The following is a 21,213-nucleotide window of genomic DNA, read 5'->3' on the forward strand; positions in this document are numbered from 1 at the left end:
CGAGAATTCGACCTAAGAATATGACGCAACGTTTTTATTTAAAAACTTCCGTAAAGGCTGGCATTTTTGCCAGCCTTGTTTTTTTCCACCCTTTAGGGTTTCCTGAGACACTATTGAGAAATGGGGCTAACTCAACAGAAGAAAGTGATTTCTCCCCTGTTTTGGGAAAGGCCATTTTTGAAAAGCTTTGGGCAAGTTCCCCCTCTTCTACTTTAGCCAGTGATGGACTTGGCCCACTGTTTAACGCCCGTTCTTGCCATTCATGTCATCTTAACGAAGGCGGTGGCAAAAGACCAAAGCAAGGGGATTCAACATCAAAAACGACCGCTTTCTTTATCCGTTTAGGACTCACTCAATCAGATAATACTCCCATACCCAGTCAGCCTATCTCCGTCTGGCCAGATCCTCATTATGGTCATCAATTGCAAAACAAAAGCATTCAAGGCTTGTTGGCAGAACCCAGCTTTAGTGTCGAGTACCTTCCGAAACCCGTTCGTTTTTCTGATGGAACAAACCTGATACTCAGCAAACCAATATACCGTTTAGATAAGATCGATACGAACCGCCCAAGAATCGATAAACACACTGGAATTTCGGCGCGCTTAACACCTCACCTCACTGGAATGGGGCTCATTGATGCGATTCCAGAGTCGGCAATTCTAGCCTTGGCGGACCCTAACGACTTAGATGGTGATGGCATAAGTGGTCGTGTCAATACCGTTTGGGATCGTAACAGCGCGACATGGAGAGTGGGTAAATTTGGATTTAAAGCCACACAACCGACATTAGACCAACAAAATCAAAGCGCCTTTAATGGCGACATTGGCTTATCCACGCCACTGTTCCCTGCACCGTCAGGCGACTGTACTGCACAACAAACGCGTTGCTTAGAAGCCCCTAATGGCAATACGCCACATATAGACAATCTCGAAATTAATCAGCAACAATTAAACTGGGTCAACCTTTATTTAGCCTCGCTGCCGGTAAATCGCATAAAAAACACTCAAAACCCTATATTTGATGACGGTAAACAGCACTTTATCAAGCTCAATTGCATTGCCTGCCACACACCAAAATTCACCACGGCAGACAGCACCATATCCCCCTCTTTGGAGAATCGTGTTATTTTACCCTTTAGCGATTTTCTCTTACATGATATGGGCAATGAACTAGCCAGTGGCTTCTCTGAATACGCCGCTAGCCATAATGAATGGCGAACATCACCATTGTGGGGGATTAGTACACGTTTAACCCAAAACCCAACAGGCGGTTTTTTGCATGACGGGCGAGCACGAACAGTAAACGAAGCCATTTTATGGCACGGTGGCGAGGCCGCTGCATCACGAGCAGCGTTTATGACTTTGCCGAAACACGATCGCAAAGCGTTACTTTATTTTTTGGAATCTTTATAAATGTCACACACTACTCATCTATTGTATTCTTCCGGGTTAATTATATCTTCTTTACTCTTTTCTGCCGTATCAAGTGCTGCCGAATGGCAAGGTCCACTAGAAGGTATCCAAAATACGTTTTTAAAACCAAAATATCAGGAATATTATGCATCAGCTGAAACCCTGTCTCATGACGTACATCAATTGTGCGCGTCACCTAACAATCAAACACTGAATACAGCACGTGCGGCCTTTGAACACAACATGCTCGATTGGCAAGAAGTACAATGGCTAAATTTTGGCCCGGTTAGTTATTTTATGCGTTTTTATGGGTTTCAGTTTTGGCCTGATAAAAAGAGCATTACAACGCGTCAGTTACGCACCTTAAAACAAAATATCGACTCAACCTACGAAGATGACTTTTGGAAAAAAGCCAGTATCGCAGTGAAAGGACTCACGGCTATTGAAGCCATTCTCTATCGAGACAGTTTTAGTCCTATCAGCGACAAGGCGAACTGTGATCTTCTGTACCAAATCACCCAGCATCATGCCATAACCACGAAAGACATAGCCAATGTATGGAAAACACACTCTGTAGAAGAATGGGTGTTTGTGGAAGAAGACAGTTCTGAAGATATTCATACCGTTGCCCTTGAACAGCTTTTACAACAATGGCTTGAACATTTGTCTGTTCTAAAAGAAAGTAAAATAGAAATCCCTCTGGGTTATAACGCCAAAGCCAAACCGAAAATGGCGGAATTCTATCGTAGCAATCAATCACTCAATGCGATCAAGCAAAATTTACAAACTTACATTGACCTTTATCATGCGGGCTCACCCTCCTTGTTTGATTTAGCTAACCAAGCCTTTCCAAAAGAATCTCATGCTCTTGATGAACAGTTTTTAATTAGCCTCAAGATTGCAGGGGCTTTACCGGAGACTGTTTTCAGTAACAAAGCCGATCAAGCAAATGTCGAGGTTAAACAAGAAATCACCAAACTGGTGAAATCCATTTCCCAAAGTCAGGCTCAGTTGCAACAATTAATTGTTGCTCTTGGCTTCAATATTGGTTTTAACAGCAGAGACGGAGACTAAAATAAGTGGATCGTCGCTCATTTTTAAGATACACCGCACTGAATATCCCTTTATTCAGTGCCTCAAGCACTACCCTTTGGTCGACTAACGCTTTTGCAACAGATCAAACAAACTATCATTTATCTGATGCTCATCTTGATCATTTTGCTTCGGCTTATACTGGAGAAGGCAACAAACATCATTTGGCCTTAGTCGGTTCTCAAGGAGAGCCCATTTGGGAACAGGCGTTAGATTCTCGCGCTCATGCCCCAGTCTTCCACCCTAGTAAGCCAATCGTCGCAGTGGTGGCTCGTCGCCCCGGGTTTTATATTGATCTGTACGACACAAAAAGCGGCAAAAAATTGATTCAAATGCCGCCGTCCGAAGGCCATCATTTTTATGGTCATGGGGTATTTTCGGCTGATGGCAAATACTTCATTACCCAAGAAAACCATTACGATTCTGGTGAAGGTAAAGTGTTTGTTCGAGATTGGCAAAATGGTCGCATTGTGCACGAATGGCTTAGCTATGGGATCGGGCCTCACCAATCGTGCCTACTTAATGACACCACTCTCGTCGTCGCTAATGGTGGTTTAAAAACCCACCCAAATAACGACCGTAAAATCGAAAACATAGATAGCATGCAACCAAATGTCTCTTTTATTTCTTTGCAAGATGGACACCTGCTTCACCAAGTCACACATCCCGCTGAATACCATCAACTGAGCATTCGCCATCTTCATATCAATAAAATAGGACAGGTTGCCATCGCCTTTCAATATCAGGGCCCAAAATGGGATACCGTACCTTTAGTTGGTCTTACTTCGTTAGAATCGTCAAAAATTGACTACCTTCCTATGCCAGAACCAATTAGACAAAGGTTCAAACAATACTGTGGCAGTGTCCGTTTTGATGCATCAGGGAAAGTATTGGCCGTGACGACGCCAAGAGGGGGCATGATTGCTTTTTGGTCAATCGAACATCAAGACTTTTTATCCAATAATACATTAATGGATGTTTGCGGATTGAAAGCGACAAGCCAGCCTTTCGAATTTATAGTTTCAACTGGCCGAGGCAAGATCTTTAAGATAAATACGATGGAAAACATCGTCCAATTAGTACAAAAAAACGACAAGATTCAATGGGATAATCATTTAACATAACAAAAGTTAACGTTTCAGTAGATATCGTATTGGCTAATGCTTATTTTTTCGTTACTGTTGAGAATCTATATAGGCAATTCATTGCTTTCTTTTTTTATTTAAAGCGGCTGTATGCTAAAAAATTACCTTAAAGATTTTTTATTAATAAACTCAAAGCAACTTTCGAAGCACGACACACATACGTTTCAACGTAGCGCGTTAAAAATCATGTTGGTTTGCGGCTTTGTGTCTACTTGGGGAATCGTCCTTCATAATACTTGGTATGCCACTCAAGAAGGAAACACCGCCGCTCTAATAGTAAATGGTTTTTATTTAATAGGGTCTATTCTGCCCTTCCTATTCAAGAAAATATCGCCAAAGGTTACCGCGCGCTATTGTTTATTTATGATTGCTTCCTCGGGCCTTGTTTTTGCGACAACGTTGAAAAATGAGCACGTTTTAGAAGTTGGCCTTATCTTGATGTATGTATTGCCAACCATCGCAAGCTTATTTTTTAGCTACAAATACGCTATCTATGCAAGTTTACTGAATTTACTCACTCTTGCTGTCATATTGACCAATTCTAGAATTAATATACTGCCCACTGTCGATATCACTTTGCCTTTTTCTGGACAATATGCACATATCCTTATCTTTATGGCATTTAATGTTGCCTTACCTTTTGCTGTGTCGAGAATTTTCTTCACACTTGAATCAAACTCCAAACACATGCAGTCCCTGTATCGACGTTTAAACCATAACTATGCACTTTACGAAGAAATATTCGAACACACAGGAACACCTACTCTTTTGTGCAATCGTCATGGCAAAATATTAAAAGCCAACCGAGAAGCAAAAGAACTATTAGACAAAGGCAGTTGCCATCCCATTGAAAACTCTATGATAAACAGCTGGATGTCACCTCTGGGCAAAACCTCTTCCGGCCATTATTTTTGGGAATCCAATTCCACAGAGTGCTCTCTAAAACTTTCACCAGATGTTCATTTAGAGCTGCATCGATCGAATCTAACCACTCACGGCCATTATGTTTTGCACTTACAAAACATCACTCATTTAAAAGCGTTAAAATTAGCGCTTGTCAATACACAAGAAACAAACAGCCGCATAGTACGTTTTGACGCCTTAACAAAATTCGCCAATCACGGTCACTTTTGCGCCGAAGTGAATAAGCGACTATCCGTGCCCAATCAAATGGGTACGGGCGCGATGTTTATTATTCGTATTAGCCAATTTAAGTTATTGAATAAACGTTATGGTAAAGATCAAGCCAACAGAATTCTCTTAGCTTTTGCAAAATCCCTGCAAAACAAAATGTCAGACCAGTCTATTATCGGTCGATTGCGGGGCGTTAAATTCGCCTGCTTTGTGCCATTAAGTCACACCTATTTTATTCAACGAAACTTATCCTCCTTGATTCTTTCAATTTTACCTGAACAACTTAAAATCAAAGACGATTTACTGACAATGCAATACCAAATAGGGGTAACGTACTTCCCTGCGGATGGTGAAAGTGCTGAAGATTTATTGGAACATTGTGAAATGGCACTGGAATACACCTCTGAGGCCGAACGAATCTCCTACTTTGATCATGAGTTAGAAGAGAAACTGTTTGAAGAGCATCAATTAGGAATGGAGCTGAATGCGGCCATTAAACGTAACGACGTTCGTATTTGGTTACAACCCCAAGTTTCTCCTTCCGGTCAAATCGTATCTTTTGAAGCATTAGCAAGATGGCAGAAAAGGGATGGGTCATTTGTTTCTCCTATGGTATTTATCCATATTGCGGAAACACTAGGCTTACTGCCACAACTCGCTGAAAACCTACTGCGTGAATTAGTGTCTATTCTTCAAGTATGGCATAGAGAAAAAATCAATACTCCTGTGGCATTCAATTTAGCCGGTCAAGAGCTCATGAATGACTCTTTCTTTGCATTATTGATGTCAATGAACGCCGATTATTCGTGGTTATCCGACATGCTCGAACTAGAAATAACGGAAACCAGTGAAGTAATGACGCACCCACTTATTCATAAAAGACTCAAAGCTTTATCACAGTATGGTTTCTCTATTGCTATTGATGATTTTGGTACAGGTCAAGCATCCCTAGGTCAGTTAGTTGATATTCCAGCAAATATTTTAAAAATAGACCGCCGTTTTATCGCCCCCCTCCCTGATGACGCCCGTCATTTAGACATTGTTCAATCAACCATCCAGCTAGCAAATTCATTAAATATGAAAGTCATCGCTGAAGGTATTGAAACAAAAGAGCAAGCAAATTTGCTCATTTCTCTAGGTTGTCATACCCTTCAAGGGTATTACTATGGAAAACCCACTCCAAGTACAGAGTGGACTGACAACAATCATGCTAAAGCGAAAGAATTACGAATGGTATATTAAGGACATTGGATTCTAAGGTTAATCACCTAACAAAACCGTCTACCTATCATCCAAGTTTATACCATATATAGCGTTTTCAGATATGACGTCTTTATTGGAAATAAAAATATGTTTAATGCTCAAAATAATCGCTTTTTTAGTATTTATATGTGATTTTACTGTTTATTTTTATACCAAATAAACATAAAGTAATTAGCAAGTAATTCACTTGAGTAATATCAACAAGACGCATTACACACATTAGTATTAACTCTATAACAAAAAGAAGAGTGAGATTAAGATGAATAAAACCGTACTCGCTACCTTAATTGCAGCGTCTGTTACTTTAACAGGGTGCAATGAAGCCGAAAAACTGGTTGATGGGAATGACGACATATCCAAAACAGCCAATCCTACTGCTGCAACAGTGGAAAGCCCTATTGTCCGCTTTAACCCTGCTATTGGCGCACTGTCTACCCCTAATGATATTTTATTAGAAGATGGCACTATTGACCCCACAACGATTGGCCGGTTATCTCGAATTCCGAACCAATCTTCGGCGGATGTGTATTCATCAACGGCTCAACTCGATGGATGGGGGATAAGCACTCCATTCACTATTGCTATAGAGCTTCCAGATCAAGCAAAAACGCTTTCCTCTCTTGACAGCGATTCTGTCGCTCAAAGTAATACGGTTTTACTTTTTGAGTGCCCAACCGGAACCCGTTTTGCAACTGGGTCTTGCGCCGCAAATCCATCAGCCATTAAACAGCTAGTACATGGCACAGACTTTACTACCTCCGCCAGTACTTCTGGCATTGTTGTGACACCATTAAAAGCCCTTAAAAGCAACACAAATTATTTTTATCTGGTGACGAACCAAGCTAAAGACAATTTCGGCCAAGCCATTACACGTTCCTCAACCTTTAATACACTGAGTGAAACGCCTGTTGAAAGCCTTGGGGAAAATGCGGCTTTAGGCACACTTATTCAAGGGCTGAATTCTACGGGCGCCTTTTTATCTCAAATAGACACAGCAAGCATTACCTATTCAGCCACCTTTACGACCCAATCTGTTGAACCCGTTGCTCAAGCTGTAATGGATAAAATTGTTTCTGATAATGGTGTACTTACCAACCTTGTCAATACAGGCTTAACGGCTAGACAAATTTTGGCGGCTAACTTTGGCGTTTCTCTTGCCGATAATTCTCAAGCCGCTTTTGTCGCAGACAATACCTTGGTGTATCAAGCTGATTTAGATTTGCCTTATTTCTTACCTTACCCCGGTGTCAGTATTCCTGGTCTAAACACTTGCCCGACGGGCATTACTCTTTGCGGTAACTGGAAAAACAGTGCTGGACAAGCTGTTTGGAAAGGCGGGGCAGAACCCGTTGAACCAACACAAGCGGTAGGTCAACCGAATGTTGTTAAGGTACAAATTACCGTTCCGAGCGCCGCCTTGATCGCCACATTAAATGCTCAAAACCCTAGCGCGCCCATCACTGAAATCCCTATTGTACAGTTTGTACACGGTATCACGGCGATTAAAGAGACCGTATTTCCTATTGCACCTTCTTTTGCGAGCCAAGGTATGATAACGATTGCGATTGATCAGCCTCTTCATGGATCCCGCTCAGCAAACACGGATGCCGATACAGAATACGAAGTCACGGCAACCAGTCCAAACTATGGAAGTCAATACCAAAATGGCAGTGCAGCGGTATTTGGTAACCTAGCAAGTTTATTAACAGCGCGCGATAATTTAAGACAGGCGGCCAGTGATCAACTTGCTCTTAAATACGCTATTTCAAAGTCTGACTTATCCACTCTTAGTCAAGCGACTGGGTTAACGGTTAACGCCAGTAAAACCAGCTTACTCGGCGTGTCTTTAGGTTCTATTATTGGCACTATGACACAAGGTATGTCTGAAATTTATAATGGTTCAGGCTCTACGCCACTAACAGGTAGCGATAACCCATTCCTTTATACCGCCTCTGCTATGACAGTAAATGGCGCTCAAACAGCCGCTATCATGGGGTATTCGCCAGATTTTGGGCCAATGGTGAAAAATACGTTAACTCAAACAAACAGTTTTGCGGCTTCTATTGCCTCTGCCGTTGGTTATACACCAACAGAAGTGATTGCATTTAGAGACAGTTCTGATCCAGTTGCCAATGACACCTTTAACCAAATTGTTAACTTATCCTACAACACGTTTATAGCCGCTTTTGTCAATGGTGCTCAAACGGTTGTCGACGGCGGCGACTCTATCGCTTGGGCCGCTAAAACAACCGCTACCCCAACTCTTGTAACGCAAGTCGTAGGCAATGGTGTGAACTTAAGTGATCAGACCATTCCAAACGAGCTGGTTTCACAAGGATTCCCTCTAGCGGGCACAAAAGGTGTAATAGACTCACTTAACCTTACAAAAATATCTGGTACAACGGCTTCTGCTACGGGACAAAGAGTCTATACTAATTTCTTAGTTGGCAAACACACAAGCATACTGAGTAATACAGCCAGTGCTAGCGAGCAATCCACACTAGGCTTAACCTCTGAGGCGGCTGCGCGCGCCACCAGCGAGATGCAATCTCAAGTGATTAGCTTCTTGAAATCAGAAGGTCGATTGGTTCAGTCTGCAACGTCTGATCCATCAAGTACTGTTCAATAATGGCATTACCACTCAACTATTTAGGAGAACACTATGTTTAAATATACAAAATTGAGCACCGGTATTGCTTTAGCCACTTTAGTAATAAGCTCTCAAACTCAAGCGGCTGGTTTCGCACTAAATGACCACAGTGCAACGGCATCAGGTAGTGCTTTGGCAGGCGTCGCATCGAGCAATGAAGACATTTCCAGTAGTTTTTGGAACCCTGCCAATCTTACCAACACAGATAAACCGACTTTCTATGCGTCTGGCGCACTTGTTATCCCAAACATGGATGTCACAGTGAACTCGGCGACAGACCCAACAGGCAATGATTTAACGGGGGCAAAAGCACCTGGTGACATTGTTGATACAACCTTGGTGCCATCTTTGGTATACGCTCACCCCATCTCTAAGAAAACGGTTTTGGGTGCTTCCCTAAATGTTCCATTTGGCCTTTCCGGTGAATATGGTGACGAATGGGCGGGTCGTTATCATTCTTCAAAATCAGAAGTATCTGATATTGCGGTTGCCTTTTCCGTTGCCCACAAATATTCAGACAAACTCGCCGTTGGTGCTAGCATTCAGCTTCATAGCGCTGAAGTGATCCTGGATGCGGCGTTAACAGATTTTCAAGGCGGCAACAGTGCAAAAGGAGACGGTTCGGGCTCAATCCAAGCGGATGACATTGCCGTTGGCTACGCATTTGGTATCAAATTTGAGCCTCAAAAAGGCACAAGAATCGGCCTAGGATATCGATCAGAGATTGACTTCGCTTTCGAGGGCGACGTTAAATACAGTAACGTTAACAATACCTTACTTAGCAAAGGGTTGGATGATGTTTATGTCTTTGACGAAATTACCTTCCCAGACGTATTCACATTCAGTGTTGAACAAGATATCAATGACAAGCTAACATTGGGCGCAACAGCTATGCGTACAGGTTGGGGAACAATGGATGGCTTAAATATTGCTTTTGATCTGGGCGACGATAATGTCAAACAGCCTAACTCCATATTAACTTTTGACTTTGAAGATCAGTGGTTTTATTCCATTGGCGCAACCTATCAAGCCACAAATAAGTTAGTATTGAGAACAGGCTTTGCAATGGATAACTCTCCGATTAAAGACGAATACAGATCGGCAAGAACACCTGACGGTGATCGTAAATGGATAACACTGGGTGCTACTTATCAAGTAAGCAAAACAACCTCAATTACTGCGGCTTACAATAATGTCAGTGTAGACGACGTTAAAGTAAATCGTAATGGCGCGCCTGAAGATGCCGTTAGGGGGAGATTGGACGCAGACTATGAAAGCTCAGCCGATGTATTTTCTCTAGGCATGAATATGGTTTTTTAATACCTCATTATTGAACTATTCGTTAGTCGTAAAAAATCAAAAACCAGCTTCTGCTGGTTTTTTTTGGTTGTTTATACGTATTACTACTTAGGCGACCTAAGTACTTATTCATAAAAATTTCGGTATTCACACGAATAGTTTACCTAGCCTTTACACGCGATTATGTACCTGCTTTAGCAATAAACAATAATAATCAACGTGCAGGATGATAAAAATAATGATGTCCTTTAAAACTACGACGCTACTTGCTGCAACCGCAGTCACACTTACCGCTTTCTCAATGCCATCAATGGCCGCTGATAAAGTATATCGTTTAAAAATGGCTGAAACTTGGGCTTCAAATTTCCCTATTTTCGGTGAAGCTCCGCGTAATATGGCAAAAATGGCTGAAGAGATGTCTGGCGGCCGTTTGAAAATCACAATCGACTCCTCTAATAAACATAAAGCACCGCTTGGTATTTTCGATATGGTTCGTTCGGGCCAGTACGATATGGGTCACTCAGCATCCTACTATTGGAAAGGTAAGGTTCCAAATACTTTGTACTTTACCACCATGCCATTTGGAATGATTACACCTGAACAGTACGGCTGGTTCTATCATGGTGGCGGTATGGAATTAATGCAGAAAGTTTACGAACCATTTGGTCTAATGTCTTTCCCTGGTGGTAACACAGGTAACCAGATGGGCGGTTGGTTCCAAAAAGAAATTAATTCGCTTGATGACCTTCAAGGTTTAAAAATGCGTATTCCTGGTTTTGCCGGCGAAGTACTTGCGAAGTTGGGTGCAAAACCAACAAACATTGCTTCTGGTGAGCTTTATACTGCACTAGAACGTAATACGATCGACGCACTAGAGTGGGTTGGCCCTTCTCTTGATTTGCGTATGGGCTTCCACAAGATTGCGCCTTACTATTACACTGGTTGGCACGAGCCTGCAACAGAATTACAGTTCTTAATGAATAAACGTTCTTGGGATCGTCTACCTGAAGATTTGCAGCAAATTTTACAAACTTCGATGAAATTGTCTGCTTATGATATGTATATTCAGTCTTACCATGAAAGTGGTACAAACTGGGTAACCATGAAAACAGAGTACCCAAATGTCCAAGTAAAAACGTTTCCGAAAGACGTTTTAGCGGCGATGAAAAAGGCCAATCAAGAATTGCTTGAAGAGAAAGCCTCTGAGGACCCTCTAGCGAAAGAAATCTTAGATTCTCAGGCTGATTACCTTAAAACAGCCCGAGTTTGGACGAACATTTCTGATCGTGCTTATCTAGACAGTTTAGAAACAATTTCAGAATAACCCACCCACATGGCAGGCACCCTCTTGCCTGCCATGCCCTAAATTCTAGGAGCCTTCACTATGTTCTTACTTCGCCTAGAACGCGGCATTTCTCGTTTTTCAAATCTATTAGGCATGCTGTCAGCCGTTCTATTTATACTCCTACTCTTCAACGTTTTTTATGACGTGCTTATGCGATACGTATTTAACGATGTTTCGATTGCTATGCAAGAGCTTGAATGGCATCTGTATGCCGCTATTTTCTTAATTGGTATTCCTTATGGTATTCAAAACGGCGGTCACGTTCGTGTTGATTTAATTTACGAAAACCTCTCTATTAAAGGAAAAGCTTGGATTGATCTTTTTGGCTGCCTCTTTTTTTTATTGCCATTTACTCTGCTTGTGGCTTATTACGGAGCCTTCTTTTCTCACGAAGCGTTTTTATTAGGGGAAACCAGTGGCGACCCAGGCGGATTACCTTATCGCTGGATTATTAAAGCCGTCATCCCATTTGCCTTTTTCTCTATGGCAATTGCAGGTATAGGCATGCTTTTACGTTCCATAAACGCGATTCGCGGTGTGAGTGAAGACGGTTTCAATCACCCTCCAATACAGCACTAATCCATAACGTTTTATCTATTTTAAAGTAGGTTTTTTATGATTGGTATCATAATGTTCTTCGTCGCTCTGGTGATGCTTTTATTAGGCTTCCCAGTCGCATTCACTTTCGGTGGGATTGCACTCATTTTTGGTGTGTTCGCTGAAGGCTTCGATATGTTTGCTTTTATGCCATTCCGCATACAAAGTTACATGGAAAATACTGTCATGATGGCAGTACCACTATTCGTTTTTATGGGTATTGTTTTACAAAAAACACAACTCGCTGAACAATTACTGGAGGCCATGGGGAAACTGTTTGGTGGCGTTCGTGGCGGACTGGCCATCTCAACAATCTTAGTGGGCGCTTTGTTGGCCGCCTCTACTGGTGTTGTCGGTGCCAGTGTCGTGGCTATGGGATTAATTTCATTGCCCGTAATGCTTAAGTACAACTACAACAAGTCCCTTGCTTGTGGCACCATTTGTGCGTCGGGCACACTTGGTCAAATCATTCCGCCATCGATTATTTTGATTATTCTAGGCGATGTATTAGGCATTCCTGTCGGCGACTTATTTCAAGCGGCATTGCTTCCAGGCATTGTGTTAATCGTTTGCTACATTATTTATATATTGATTCTAACTTATATGAATCCGGACATGGCTCCACCTGTTCCTGCCGATGATTTAAATGAAACTCGTGGCGAGCAAATTCGCAGTGCATTGAAAGCCATTTTACCCCCTCTTGCTTTGGTATTAGTGGTGTTAGGCTCGATCTTTACTGGCATCGCCACACCAACTGAGTCATCCGCACTAGGTGGCGTTGGAGCCATCGTATTAGCCTTATTGTACCGTCAATTTAGCTGGAAAATGCTCTTTGATAGCAGTTTGGAAACCGTAAAAGTAACCGCTATGGTGTTTGCTATCCTAATGGGGGCAACGGCCTTTTCGATGGCTTTTAGCTATACTGGTGGCGATTATATCGTCGAAGAGCTACTCCTTGATTTACCTGGAGAAAAATGGGGATTCATTGCCCTGGCCATGTTAGCCATCTTGATTTTGGGCTTCTTTATCGATTTTATCGAAATCGCGTTTATTATTGTCCCAATCCTTGCGCCAGTAGCGGAAGCGCTTGGTATTAATATGGTATGGTTTGCTATCCTGATAGCCATGAACTTGCAAACCTCGTTCTTAACGCCACCGTTTGGGTTTAGTCTATTCTATCTTAAAGGCGTCGCGCCCAGGTCGATCAAAACAACTGATATTTATAAAGGCGTGATTCCATTTATATTGATACAAGTATTGGTTCTGATTAGTATTATTACCTTCCCTGAACTCTACGGTATGGACTAAGAGAGAGCTGTCTTTAATAATAAAACTGAGTAGCTAAGATAAAAAGGCAGGATGCATTCCTGCCTTTTTATCTTTGAAACAACCTTGGTGATCGTATGAACCTAAAAAGTAAAATTATCTTACTGGCCGTAGTACCTCTTATTGTTGCAACGACGATTATTACCTATTTGAGCTTACAATCTGCAAAAGAGCTCGCCGCAGAAGAGCTGGCTATTTATGAGTTTAATCTTATTAATGTCAAAAAACAGGCTCTAAAAAGTCATGTTGGCATTGCTATGTCCGCCATAAGACCTATTTTAAATGATTACTCTATTGAAGATGAAGCGGCCAAAAAGCAGGTTAAACAGATTCTAAAAAGATTAACCTACGATGATGACGGCTATTTCTTTGTTTATACAATGGAAGGGGTAAACCTGGTACATCCGACACAACCTATTTTCGTTGGGCAGGACCTTTGGAATTTTCAAGATAAATCTGGTAACCACCTCATCCAACACCTAATTGCCGCCGCTCGTGCCGGCGGAGGCTTCCATCGCTACATTTGGGAAAAGCCACCCTATATGATTCAAGAAGATAAGATTGGATACACCATCATGATTGAGCGCTGGGATTGGATGGTAGGAACAGGGCTTTACCTTGATGATATTTATGATGAATTAGCCAAAACGCAAGCCATCATGCACTCAAATATTCAAAAAAGTTTCCTAAGTGTGATTACGATTGTTATCGTCACTGTCATTCTTGTTATTCTTTTAGGGTTAGCCATTAATCTTCACGAACATCGACTAGCGGATTCTCGACTAAAAGAATTAGTACAACGTTTTATGCGAATACAAGTCAACGAAAGGCGTCGTTTTTCCAGAGAGTTACACGATGGCATCAATCAAATGCTGGTGTCTTGTAAGTTCCGCGTAGAGCTAGCAACCAATAAATTGAAACGAAATCACACAACGGATGTTATTGAAGCCGAGTTAGACAAAGCCGAAGCGCTCATTAATCAAACGATCAATGAAGTTAGACAAATATCGCATAATTTACGCCCTACCCTTTTGGACGATTTAGGACTGGATGCGGCCATTAAATCACTAACCAGTCAATTTAGTGAGCGTACCGGAGTAGATATTATTTACACAGGCAAATTAATTAATGATTTACCCGATGAAATTGAAATTACCATTTACCGTCTGATACAAGAAGCGTTAAGTAACATTGAAAAACACGCACAAGCAAACAAGGTCACGCTGACTATTTGGCAAGATAAGGCCCATATAAAACTCGAATGTCTAGACAATGGCAAAGGCTTTTCTCAAACAGCCGAGCTTTTGCCAGGCATAGGATTAATTAACATGAGAGAAAGGCTTGAGCTAATTGGCGGAGACTTTACACTGGAATCTAGGAAGGGGGCAGGCACAAAAATTCTGGCTAAGTTGCCTTTAGAGCAAACCCTATAAACAATACTTATAATGAAAAGGTTACCCATGGCAGACCCGATAAAAACAATAAAACTGCTCCTGGTCGACGACCATGTGCTGGTATTAGATGGATTGCAAGCTCGATTAGAACTAGAAGATCATATTGAAGTCATAGGCACAGCGTGTAATGGCCTAGAAGCATTAAACCAAGCGGATAAGCTCAAACCAGATGTGGTTCTAATGGATGTGTCTATGCCTGTTTTAAATGGGCTGGAAGCCACGAAACGCTTTCGAGAAGAGCAACCTCTGGTCAAAATCTTAATTTTAAGCATGCACTATGAAAAAGAATACATTTTGTCCCTAATCCAATCAGGCGCAAATGGCTATGTATTAAAAGACGTCTCCTCTGAAGAGCTTGTTCAAGCCATAACCACGGTTCACCAAGGGGGCACCTACTTTAGTTCAGGCGCGTCAGCGGCTTTGTTTACCGATACCCTGACAACCAAGCAAAAGGAGCCCTTAACAAAAAGGGAAATATCCGTTTTGAAAGAAGTGGCCACAGGCCTTTCTAATAAAGAAATTGCTCAATCACTTAACATCAGTGTGCGAACAGTAGAAACCCACAGACAAAACATCAAAAACAAACTTGAGATACACTCATCCGCTGGTTTGATTAAATACGCTTTAGACAAAAAACTCATCGACTGATCAGTAGATGAGTCGCATTCCTACTGATCAAAAGTAAGGGGACCACGCTCGCTCTCATTTTTGAAACTTATCTAATCTGCTTAATATCAATTTCTCTGCCCTTTCCCTACTCCCTAGGATAACGTTCATGGAAATGATTAGGCGCATTAAAATTAGTGAAACTTAAACTGATGGAAACATCAAGACTTTCAACACAATGCCACCAGCCAATCGGGATAAAGAGAGAGTCGCCTGGATTTAATAATACAGATACCGGAGTCACATTGGCCATCGCGGGATGGCGAGCGACATCAAAGTTTGGATACTCTGCGGCACTGTAAACACCTTTATCATTGTAGAGATACGGCACCTGCATCGCCGGTATTAAGGTAACTTTTTTCCGACCATAGATTTGCACCAACATGTTGTTCGTCAAGTCATGATGTAACGGAGTAAAGGTACCTTTTGGTCCAAACCAAAGTAAGTTGGTTGTATCAATTGAATCTTGTTTTCGATAACCCATCGCAAAGTCAGACACGTCGTCAAACAATGGAGACATACTGGAATAGCTGCCTGCTGCGTTATTCGCGGTCATATAATGATCGTTGCTTGCTCCATGCTGAATCAGTTTGACAAACTCACGCATCAGAATCTTTTTCTTATGTAATACCGAATTACGCTCAAAAAGAGGATCCTGCTCTCGTCCTTGTTGTATTTCGATTTCTTTATCACCAAATTTTTCTAAAAAATACTCAGGAGTCCATTTAGTTAATGCTGGCCAGTGGTCTATCGCCCCGGTCAGAATAACAGGAAGGTGCTTACTGTAATATTGCCTTATAAAATCACTGAAACTTGGCGCCTTACGCTTTTCTATTAAAGCATTATAATGAACGTCTAGTGCCGCAAGAGTATCGCACGTCCTTAATAACCAATTGCGTTTATCTAACTCCTGAAAAAGATGCTTTCCAGCATCAACGTAAGGATGATTTTCAGCCTTTAGCGTCTCTAAAGCACAATCAATTGGTGTAAATCCTTGCTCTACTAGGACTTTTTGTAAATCAATCCCCTTGCTGCCCTTCATAAGGTTTGACCCTAACCAGCGCAGCCATTCACTTGGTACAGAGGATTCCTCATGAGGTGAAAGCAGCAATTTACTGGCGCTTTTTCTTAGTATTCCGTGATGCCAACTTTTCAATTCGCTTAACCAAAAAGCGTACTTAGATGACTGGTCGCGTTTTAATGCGGACAGCAAATTAAGATAAAAAATCGTCGTATAATGACACACTAAAGCCCAATCAAGGTTACGTCCTGACAGCATTTGGTATTTTTCAAAAATACGTTCCGCTAAATCAGGAGAGCTCAAATTCATCGTAGAAAGATCTTGATGCAAATCACCAATTTTACAATTCCCAAAATCAATAACCGCCTTCACTTTTACTTGATTGGTGTCTAAAAGAAGATTGCCGCCATGTAAATCAAAATGACCAAACACCTTGTGTGAATCCGGCACAACTAACGACGCATGGAACGAGAGTGTTTCTTCTAATAGCGCCACCACGGACCCATCTTTCTCTTCAGAGAGTTGCTCTTTAATTAATGGCAATGACACGCTCCAGGAAGGCACTAAGGGTATTTTTTGTGTCTCAATTTCATCAGGGTGAATTGCATGGAAATCCAACAAGAGTGACGCTAAGGTGCCTGCTAATTGGTTTTTAGACTCTACCGGTAAATTGTCATAGCGATTTGAATCAAAAACATCACCTTGAATTTTTGCATAACGCCCCATTAATACGGGTTGTTTCACAATGTCAAATTTAGGGATAGGTAAATGAATTTTATCTCGAATACAATCAGTAATCATGGCTTCAGCGATTAACCCTCCACCCCCTCTATTAAGTCTAGGCAGTTTCAAAATGTACTGATTGTTAACGTCGGCCACCACACTTTCATGGGTGCTAGGAAACAGATGGATGCTGCGTACGACTTGATCCGAGAAAGCCTTTTCATAGGCAACTTGAATTGACCGACGATCAAACTGATCTAATAAAGTCACATCATTTAGGTCTACTTCGAATATTTTGTTGTCAATACGCTTTTCACATAGAAACATTTTTCTATTGGCGTAAGTAGGATCATCATCCGATTGATCCGACAGCAAAACCACCTCTTTATAAATAGTCGAAACAAAATCCAATTGCGCCTTTTGTTGCGCCAATGTTCCATGGGATTCAAACAACAAGCAACTTGTCATGCTTGAACACAAGCGAAAAACGTCTTTCCAGCGCTTAACCCACAAGGAAATATTAAAGAAAAAACAGATGTCCACTTTTTCACCTAAGATAAAGTGCGTCAGCATTGACAGGTCTTCTTTATCTAGATCAAAGGTATAAAAGTGGATATTATCAGTACGATTAACGGCTTTTAACGCATTGGCTGCATTGACACATTTTGAGTTGAAATCAACCCCTACACCAAATTCAATTTGATCTGTCAACGCATGCAATAAACCGCCGTTAGAACAACCAACATCCAGAACCCGCTTATTCGTAAAATCATAAGGAACTTTCGCTAATCGTTTCAGCGGGTCACGTTGACCTAAGAAGATTTCACCTTGTATCGAGACGGTATGGTAACCCGCAACCATGTTTTTCTCGTCAAACCACTCTTTATCATTTTTTGTATAATCGAGTACTTTAAGAACAGACGTTGTTTTGTTTGTCGCCATAGCTACTTTTATCCCTATATGATTACTAGGACTCGTTAAATTTGCATGTATATCGAGTGTAGCATCCCCTGCTTTTATTGTAACTTTAGCCGATATAAATTGACCATAACAAGCTCATAGAGGGTTTGATTGAATAGGACCGCCGATGAATAAAGAAAAATAAACACGACAGAAAACAATAAGCGTAAAGAGATTGAAAGATGATTTATAGGCAACCGAATAGAGCTATTAAAAGTATGTATTTGACACAGAAGATAGGTTTTGGGGAGATTTGAAATACAAGAAAAATGGCGGAACGGACGGGACTCGAACCCGCGACCCCCTGCGTGACAGGCAGGTATTCTAACCAACTGAACTACCGCTCCATTTATCAATTAGATCAATCATTTGTATAAACAAACGACCGCTCCAACTCGATGACAGGCATTCTATAGAAAGGATTTATTAGAGGCAACCTTTTTATAAAATTAAAAATGAAATAATTACGTTACGAGTGATATTTAATGCATTCATTAAGTATTTATTATCTTATTGTGGCTAGCGTGACTGCGATCTAAAGACACTAGGGTTGAATCAGTATTGCTCTAAAGTCATTGACATTTGTCCTTGTGGGCGCCGTCATTATTAATCCCCCTAAAGTTTCAAAAAATGAGTAGCCATCATTATTTTCTAAATACGCTCGTGGACTGAGTCGCTTATCAAGAGCCCGTTGATAAGTAGACTCCAACATAATGGCTCCCGCATTGTCTTCTGAGCCATCGATGCCATCAGTATCGCAAGCCAATGCCGATACGCCTTTTTCTCCCTTAAGGTCCAAGGTTAAGGCTAACAAGAACTCAGCGTTCCTGCCTCCTCGCCCCCGCCCTTTTACGGTAACAGTGGTTTCACCGCCCGACAAAATCACACATGGCATCTTACAAGGCTGATTGTATTTTATAATTTGTCGTGTAATACCCGCGTGTACTTTTGCCACATCACGAGACTCCCCTTCTAGATCCCCTAAAATAATGGGGGTTATGCCCTGAGCAACAGCAAATTCAGCGGCCGCATCAAGTGACATTTGTGGTGTTCGGATAATAGTATAGCTATTCTGTTCTGACAAAGACGACCAATCTAAAGCCTTTTCTTGCTGCATGTTTAAATACGCCATGACGGTTTCAGAAACCTGAATCTCATAACGAGATAGCACCTCAAAAGCATCTTTAATGCTAGTGTCGTCCTGAACGGTCGGACCTGAAGCAATAACACTCGGAGCATCACCCGGAACATCTGAAATAGCAAAGGTATGTACGGTTGCAGGAGAACAGTGCAATGCCAAACGCCCCCCTTTTATTTGAGAAAGTTTTTTCCTGACGCAGTTAATTTCATCAATGCTAGCACCTGAACGCAACAGCTGTTTATTAATCGATTGCTTTTCGGCTAACTCTACTTCTTCTGGAGGCAAAACTAACAAAGATGAACCGCCACCAGAAACAAGGAAAATAACACGATCACTCTCTGTCAAACCTTTCACTAGGGTCAGCATTTTCCTAGCGACAATCTGCCCAGCCTGATCAGGAACGGGATGAGCGGCTTCAACCACCTCAACCGTATGTGTTTCACACCCATGTTGATAAGGCGTTACCACAACGCCTTCCACACGACCTTTAAAATAGTTCTCAGCAATCGAAGCCATTGCCGCGGCCGCTTTACCCGCACCAAGAATGACCGTTCTTCCACCGATAGTAGCGGGAACAGTCGATAAGGCGGCAAGCAGTCCATCATCTGGGTGCGCTTTTCGGACAGCGACATTGAATAATTCATTTAAAAAATGTTCTGGAGTCATCATAAGTTAGCCCTTATTTCTTTGTTTCAAATAATTATTAAACATTGTGTCCGAAAACATCCCTTTTCAAATCAAAACCAATCGACCTGTTTTAACAGTAATACAAATTTCATACCAAAACACTGGTTACTTTGATGCTTAACAAGATGAAGCGCCATGTAAACCAAACCAATTCAAGGATACTTTCTTTATTTGCGTAGGCTTTTGTGCCAATACAACTTACACTCATTACAAGGGCTAACTGGGCTAAGCAAATAACGGCCATACTTCTATTTAGAGAGCATGGTGTTACAAACAGGTTTACTTCCTTGCCAATTTATCACTTTAGTTTATCGTAAGTAGATAGACACTCACCGATTATAGAGAGTTCTATGAATTTCAAGATAGTCCATGAAACAACCTATATATTTGATAACAAGGTTTTTCTAGAACCTCACTGTTTGAGATTTCGACCGAAAAACTCCCCTTTTATTACATTAAAACAGTTTTCTATCGATCTCCAATCCACTCCGGAAGGACATCGTGTCATAGAGGATGAAGATCATAATGATGTGGATTTTTATTGGTTTGGAGCGCTAACCAATCGACTTCACATCACAGCGGAAAGCTACCTACAAATCCGTGATTACAATCCTTTTGATTTTCTTATTTACCCAGATACCTTTAGCGTTACGCCCTTTGTTTATTCCGATAAACAATTCCAAGTGCTATTTGCCTATTTGCAAAAACTCGATATCGCCACCGATTTGATCGATTACTCACAGAAGATACTGCATGATTCGAAATTTAAGACGGTTGAATTTATAACAAATTTAAACGCTCAGATACACAACGACTTTTTAGTGGAGTATCGTGAAAGTGGGCCGCCGCTTGAGCCTGAAGCGACTTTTAATATCAAAAAAGGCTCCTGTCGAGATTTATCTTGGATGCTTATTGCTGTATTGCGACACCATGGTCTGGCGACGCGCTTTGTGAGCGGTTATTTCTACTTCGAAACCGAGCAGCCTATCTATGAATTGCATGCTTGGGTAGAGTCATTCATACCCGGCATAGGCTGGTTGGGGTTCGACCCGAGCCATGGCATCTTAACAGGAAACACACATTTTTCAGTGGCATCTAGCTCTACGCCAGAAAATACCATGCCCGTTTCTGGTGGTATACGCGGAAGTGCAAACTCGCAACTGATAACCAACTTAATGATAGAGCGGCTTGAGTGATCAGACGGAAAATCAAAAAAGCCACTACTGAGAGTCCATTCAAACTCAGGTCAACAGTGGCGATTTGAAGCACTCTCAACAATGGCGTCAGCTAAACAAAGG

The 21,213-nt window shown here is 41.6% G+C and carries 14 protein-coding genes and 1 tRNA gene; 12 read left to right on the forward strand and 3 right to left on the reverse strand.

Annotated features, from left to right (window positions below):
* Positions 1–20 precede the first annotated feature (20 nt).
* The 11 genes from IEZ33_RS10275 to IEZ33_RS10325 all read left to right on the forward strand — a co-directional run bounded on the left by IEZ33_RS10275 (position 21) and on the right by IEZ33_RS10325 (position 15,365).
* Entirely contained in the window at positions 21–1,412 is a 1,392-nt protein-coding gene (locus IEZ33_RS10275) for a di-heme oxidoreductase family protein (RefSeq protein ID WP_191600004.1), read from the forward strand.
* Positions 1,413–2,486, forward strand: a complete 1,074-nt coding sequence (locus tag IEZ33_RS10280) for an imelysin family protein (protein ID WP_191600005.1) — start codon at positions 1,413–1,415, stop codon at positions 2,484–2,486. It abuts the gene before it with no gap.
* 5 nt (positions 2,487–2,491) lie between these two features.
* Positions 2,492–3,628 (forward strand): DUF1513 domain-containing protein, encoded by a 1,137-nt coding sequence (locus IEZ33_RS10285; RefSeq protein WP_191600006.1) that lies wholly within the window; start codon positions 2,492–2,494, stop codon positions 3,626–3,628.
* 111 nt (positions 3,629–3,739) lie between these two features.
* Positions 3,740–6,025 (forward strand): GGDEF domain-containing phosphodiesterase, encoded by a 2,286-nt coding sequence (locus IEZ33_RS10290; protein ID WP_191600007.1) that lies wholly within the window; start codon positions 3,740–3,742, stop codon positions 6,023–6,025.
* Positions 6,026–6,305: 280 nt separating this feature from the next.
* The gene (locus IEZ33_RS10295) at positions 6,306–8,675 is read left to right on the forward strand and encodes a hypothetical protein (protein ID WP_191600008.1); all 2,370 of its coding nucleotides are present in this window, start codon (positions 6,306–6,308) and stop codon (positions 8,673–8,675) included.
* Positions 8,676–8,708: 33 nt separating this feature from the next.
* Positions 8,709–10,016: an OmpP1/FadL family transporter gene (locus IEZ33_RS10300; RefSeq protein WP_191600009.1), complete on the forward strand. Its 1,308-nt coding sequence runs from the start codon at positions 8,709–8,711 to the stop codon at positions 10,014–10,016.
* A gap of 217 nt (positions 10,017–10,233) precedes the next feature.
* Positions 10,234–11,319, forward strand: coding sequence for a TRAP transporter substrate-binding protein (locus IEZ33_RS10305; protein WP_191600010.1), 1,086 nt, complete (start codon positions 10,234–10,236; stop codon positions 11,317–11,319).
* Between the two features lie 60 nt (positions 11,320–11,379).
* Positions 11,380–11,919 carry a TRAP transporter small permease subunit gene (locus tag IEZ33_RS10310; protein WP_191600011.1) on the forward strand — a complete coding sequence of 180 codons (540 nt, stop codon included), beginning with the start codon at positions 11,380–11,382 and terminating at the stop codon, positions 11,917–11,919.
* A 36-nt stretch (positions 11,920–11,955) separates the two neighbouring features.
* Entirely contained in the window at positions 11,956–13,245 is a 1,290-nt protein-coding gene (locus IEZ33_RS10315; protein WP_191600012.1) for a TRAP transporter large permease, read from the forward strand.
* Between the two features lie 95 nt (positions 13,246–13,340).
* On the forward strand, positions 13,341–14,696 hold the full coding sequence (locus IEZ33_RS10320) for a cache domain-containing protein (RefSeq protein WP_191600013.1): 1,356 nt from the start codon (positions 13,341–13,343) through the stop codon (positions 14,694–14,696).
* Positions 14,697–14,723: 27 nt separating this feature from the next.
* A complete protein-coding gene (locus tag IEZ33_RS10325; protein WP_191600014.1) occupies positions 14,724–15,365 on the forward strand; it encodes a response regulator transcription factor in 642 nt (213 codons plus the stop codon).
* 106 nt (positions 15,366–15,471) lie between these two features.
* On the opposite strand, the gene IEZ33_RS10330 is transcribed toward IEZ33_RS10325, so the two are convergent.
* The 3 genes from IEZ33_RS10330 to IEZ33_RS10340 form a co-directional block, all read right to left on the reverse strand.
* A complete protein-coding gene (locus tag IEZ33_RS10330) occupies positions 15,472–18,069 on the reverse strand; it encodes a cupin-like domain-containing protein (RefSeq protein WP_191600015.1) in 2,598 nt (865 codons plus the stop codon).
* Between the two features lie 288 nt (positions 18,070–18,357).
* Positions 18,358–18,434 (reverse strand) — tRNA-Asp (locus IEZ33_RS10335).
* 197 nt (positions 18,435–18,631) lie between these two features.
* On the reverse strand, positions 18,632–19,897 hold the full coding sequence (locus IEZ33_RS10340) for a glycerate kinase type-2 family protein (protein ID WP_191600016.1): 1,266 nt from the start codon (positions 19,895–19,897) through the stop codon (positions 18,632–18,634).
* A gap of 368 nt (positions 19,898–20,265) precedes the next feature.
* On the opposite strand from IEZ33_RS10340, the gene IEZ33_RS10345 reads away from it, so the two are divergent.
* The gene (locus IEZ33_RS10345) at positions 20,266–21,111 is read left to right on the forward strand and encodes a transglutaminase family protein (protein ID WP_191600017.1); all 846 of its coding nucleotides are present in this window, start codon (positions 20,266–20,268) and stop codon (positions 21,109–21,111) included.
* Positions 21,112–21,213 lie beyond the last annotated feature (102 nt).

Source organism: Marinomonas algicola, from assembly GCF_014805825.1.
Classification (GTDB): Bacteria; Pseudomonadota; Gammaproteobacteria; order Pseudomonadales; family Marinomonadaceae; genus Marinomonas; species Marinomonas algicola.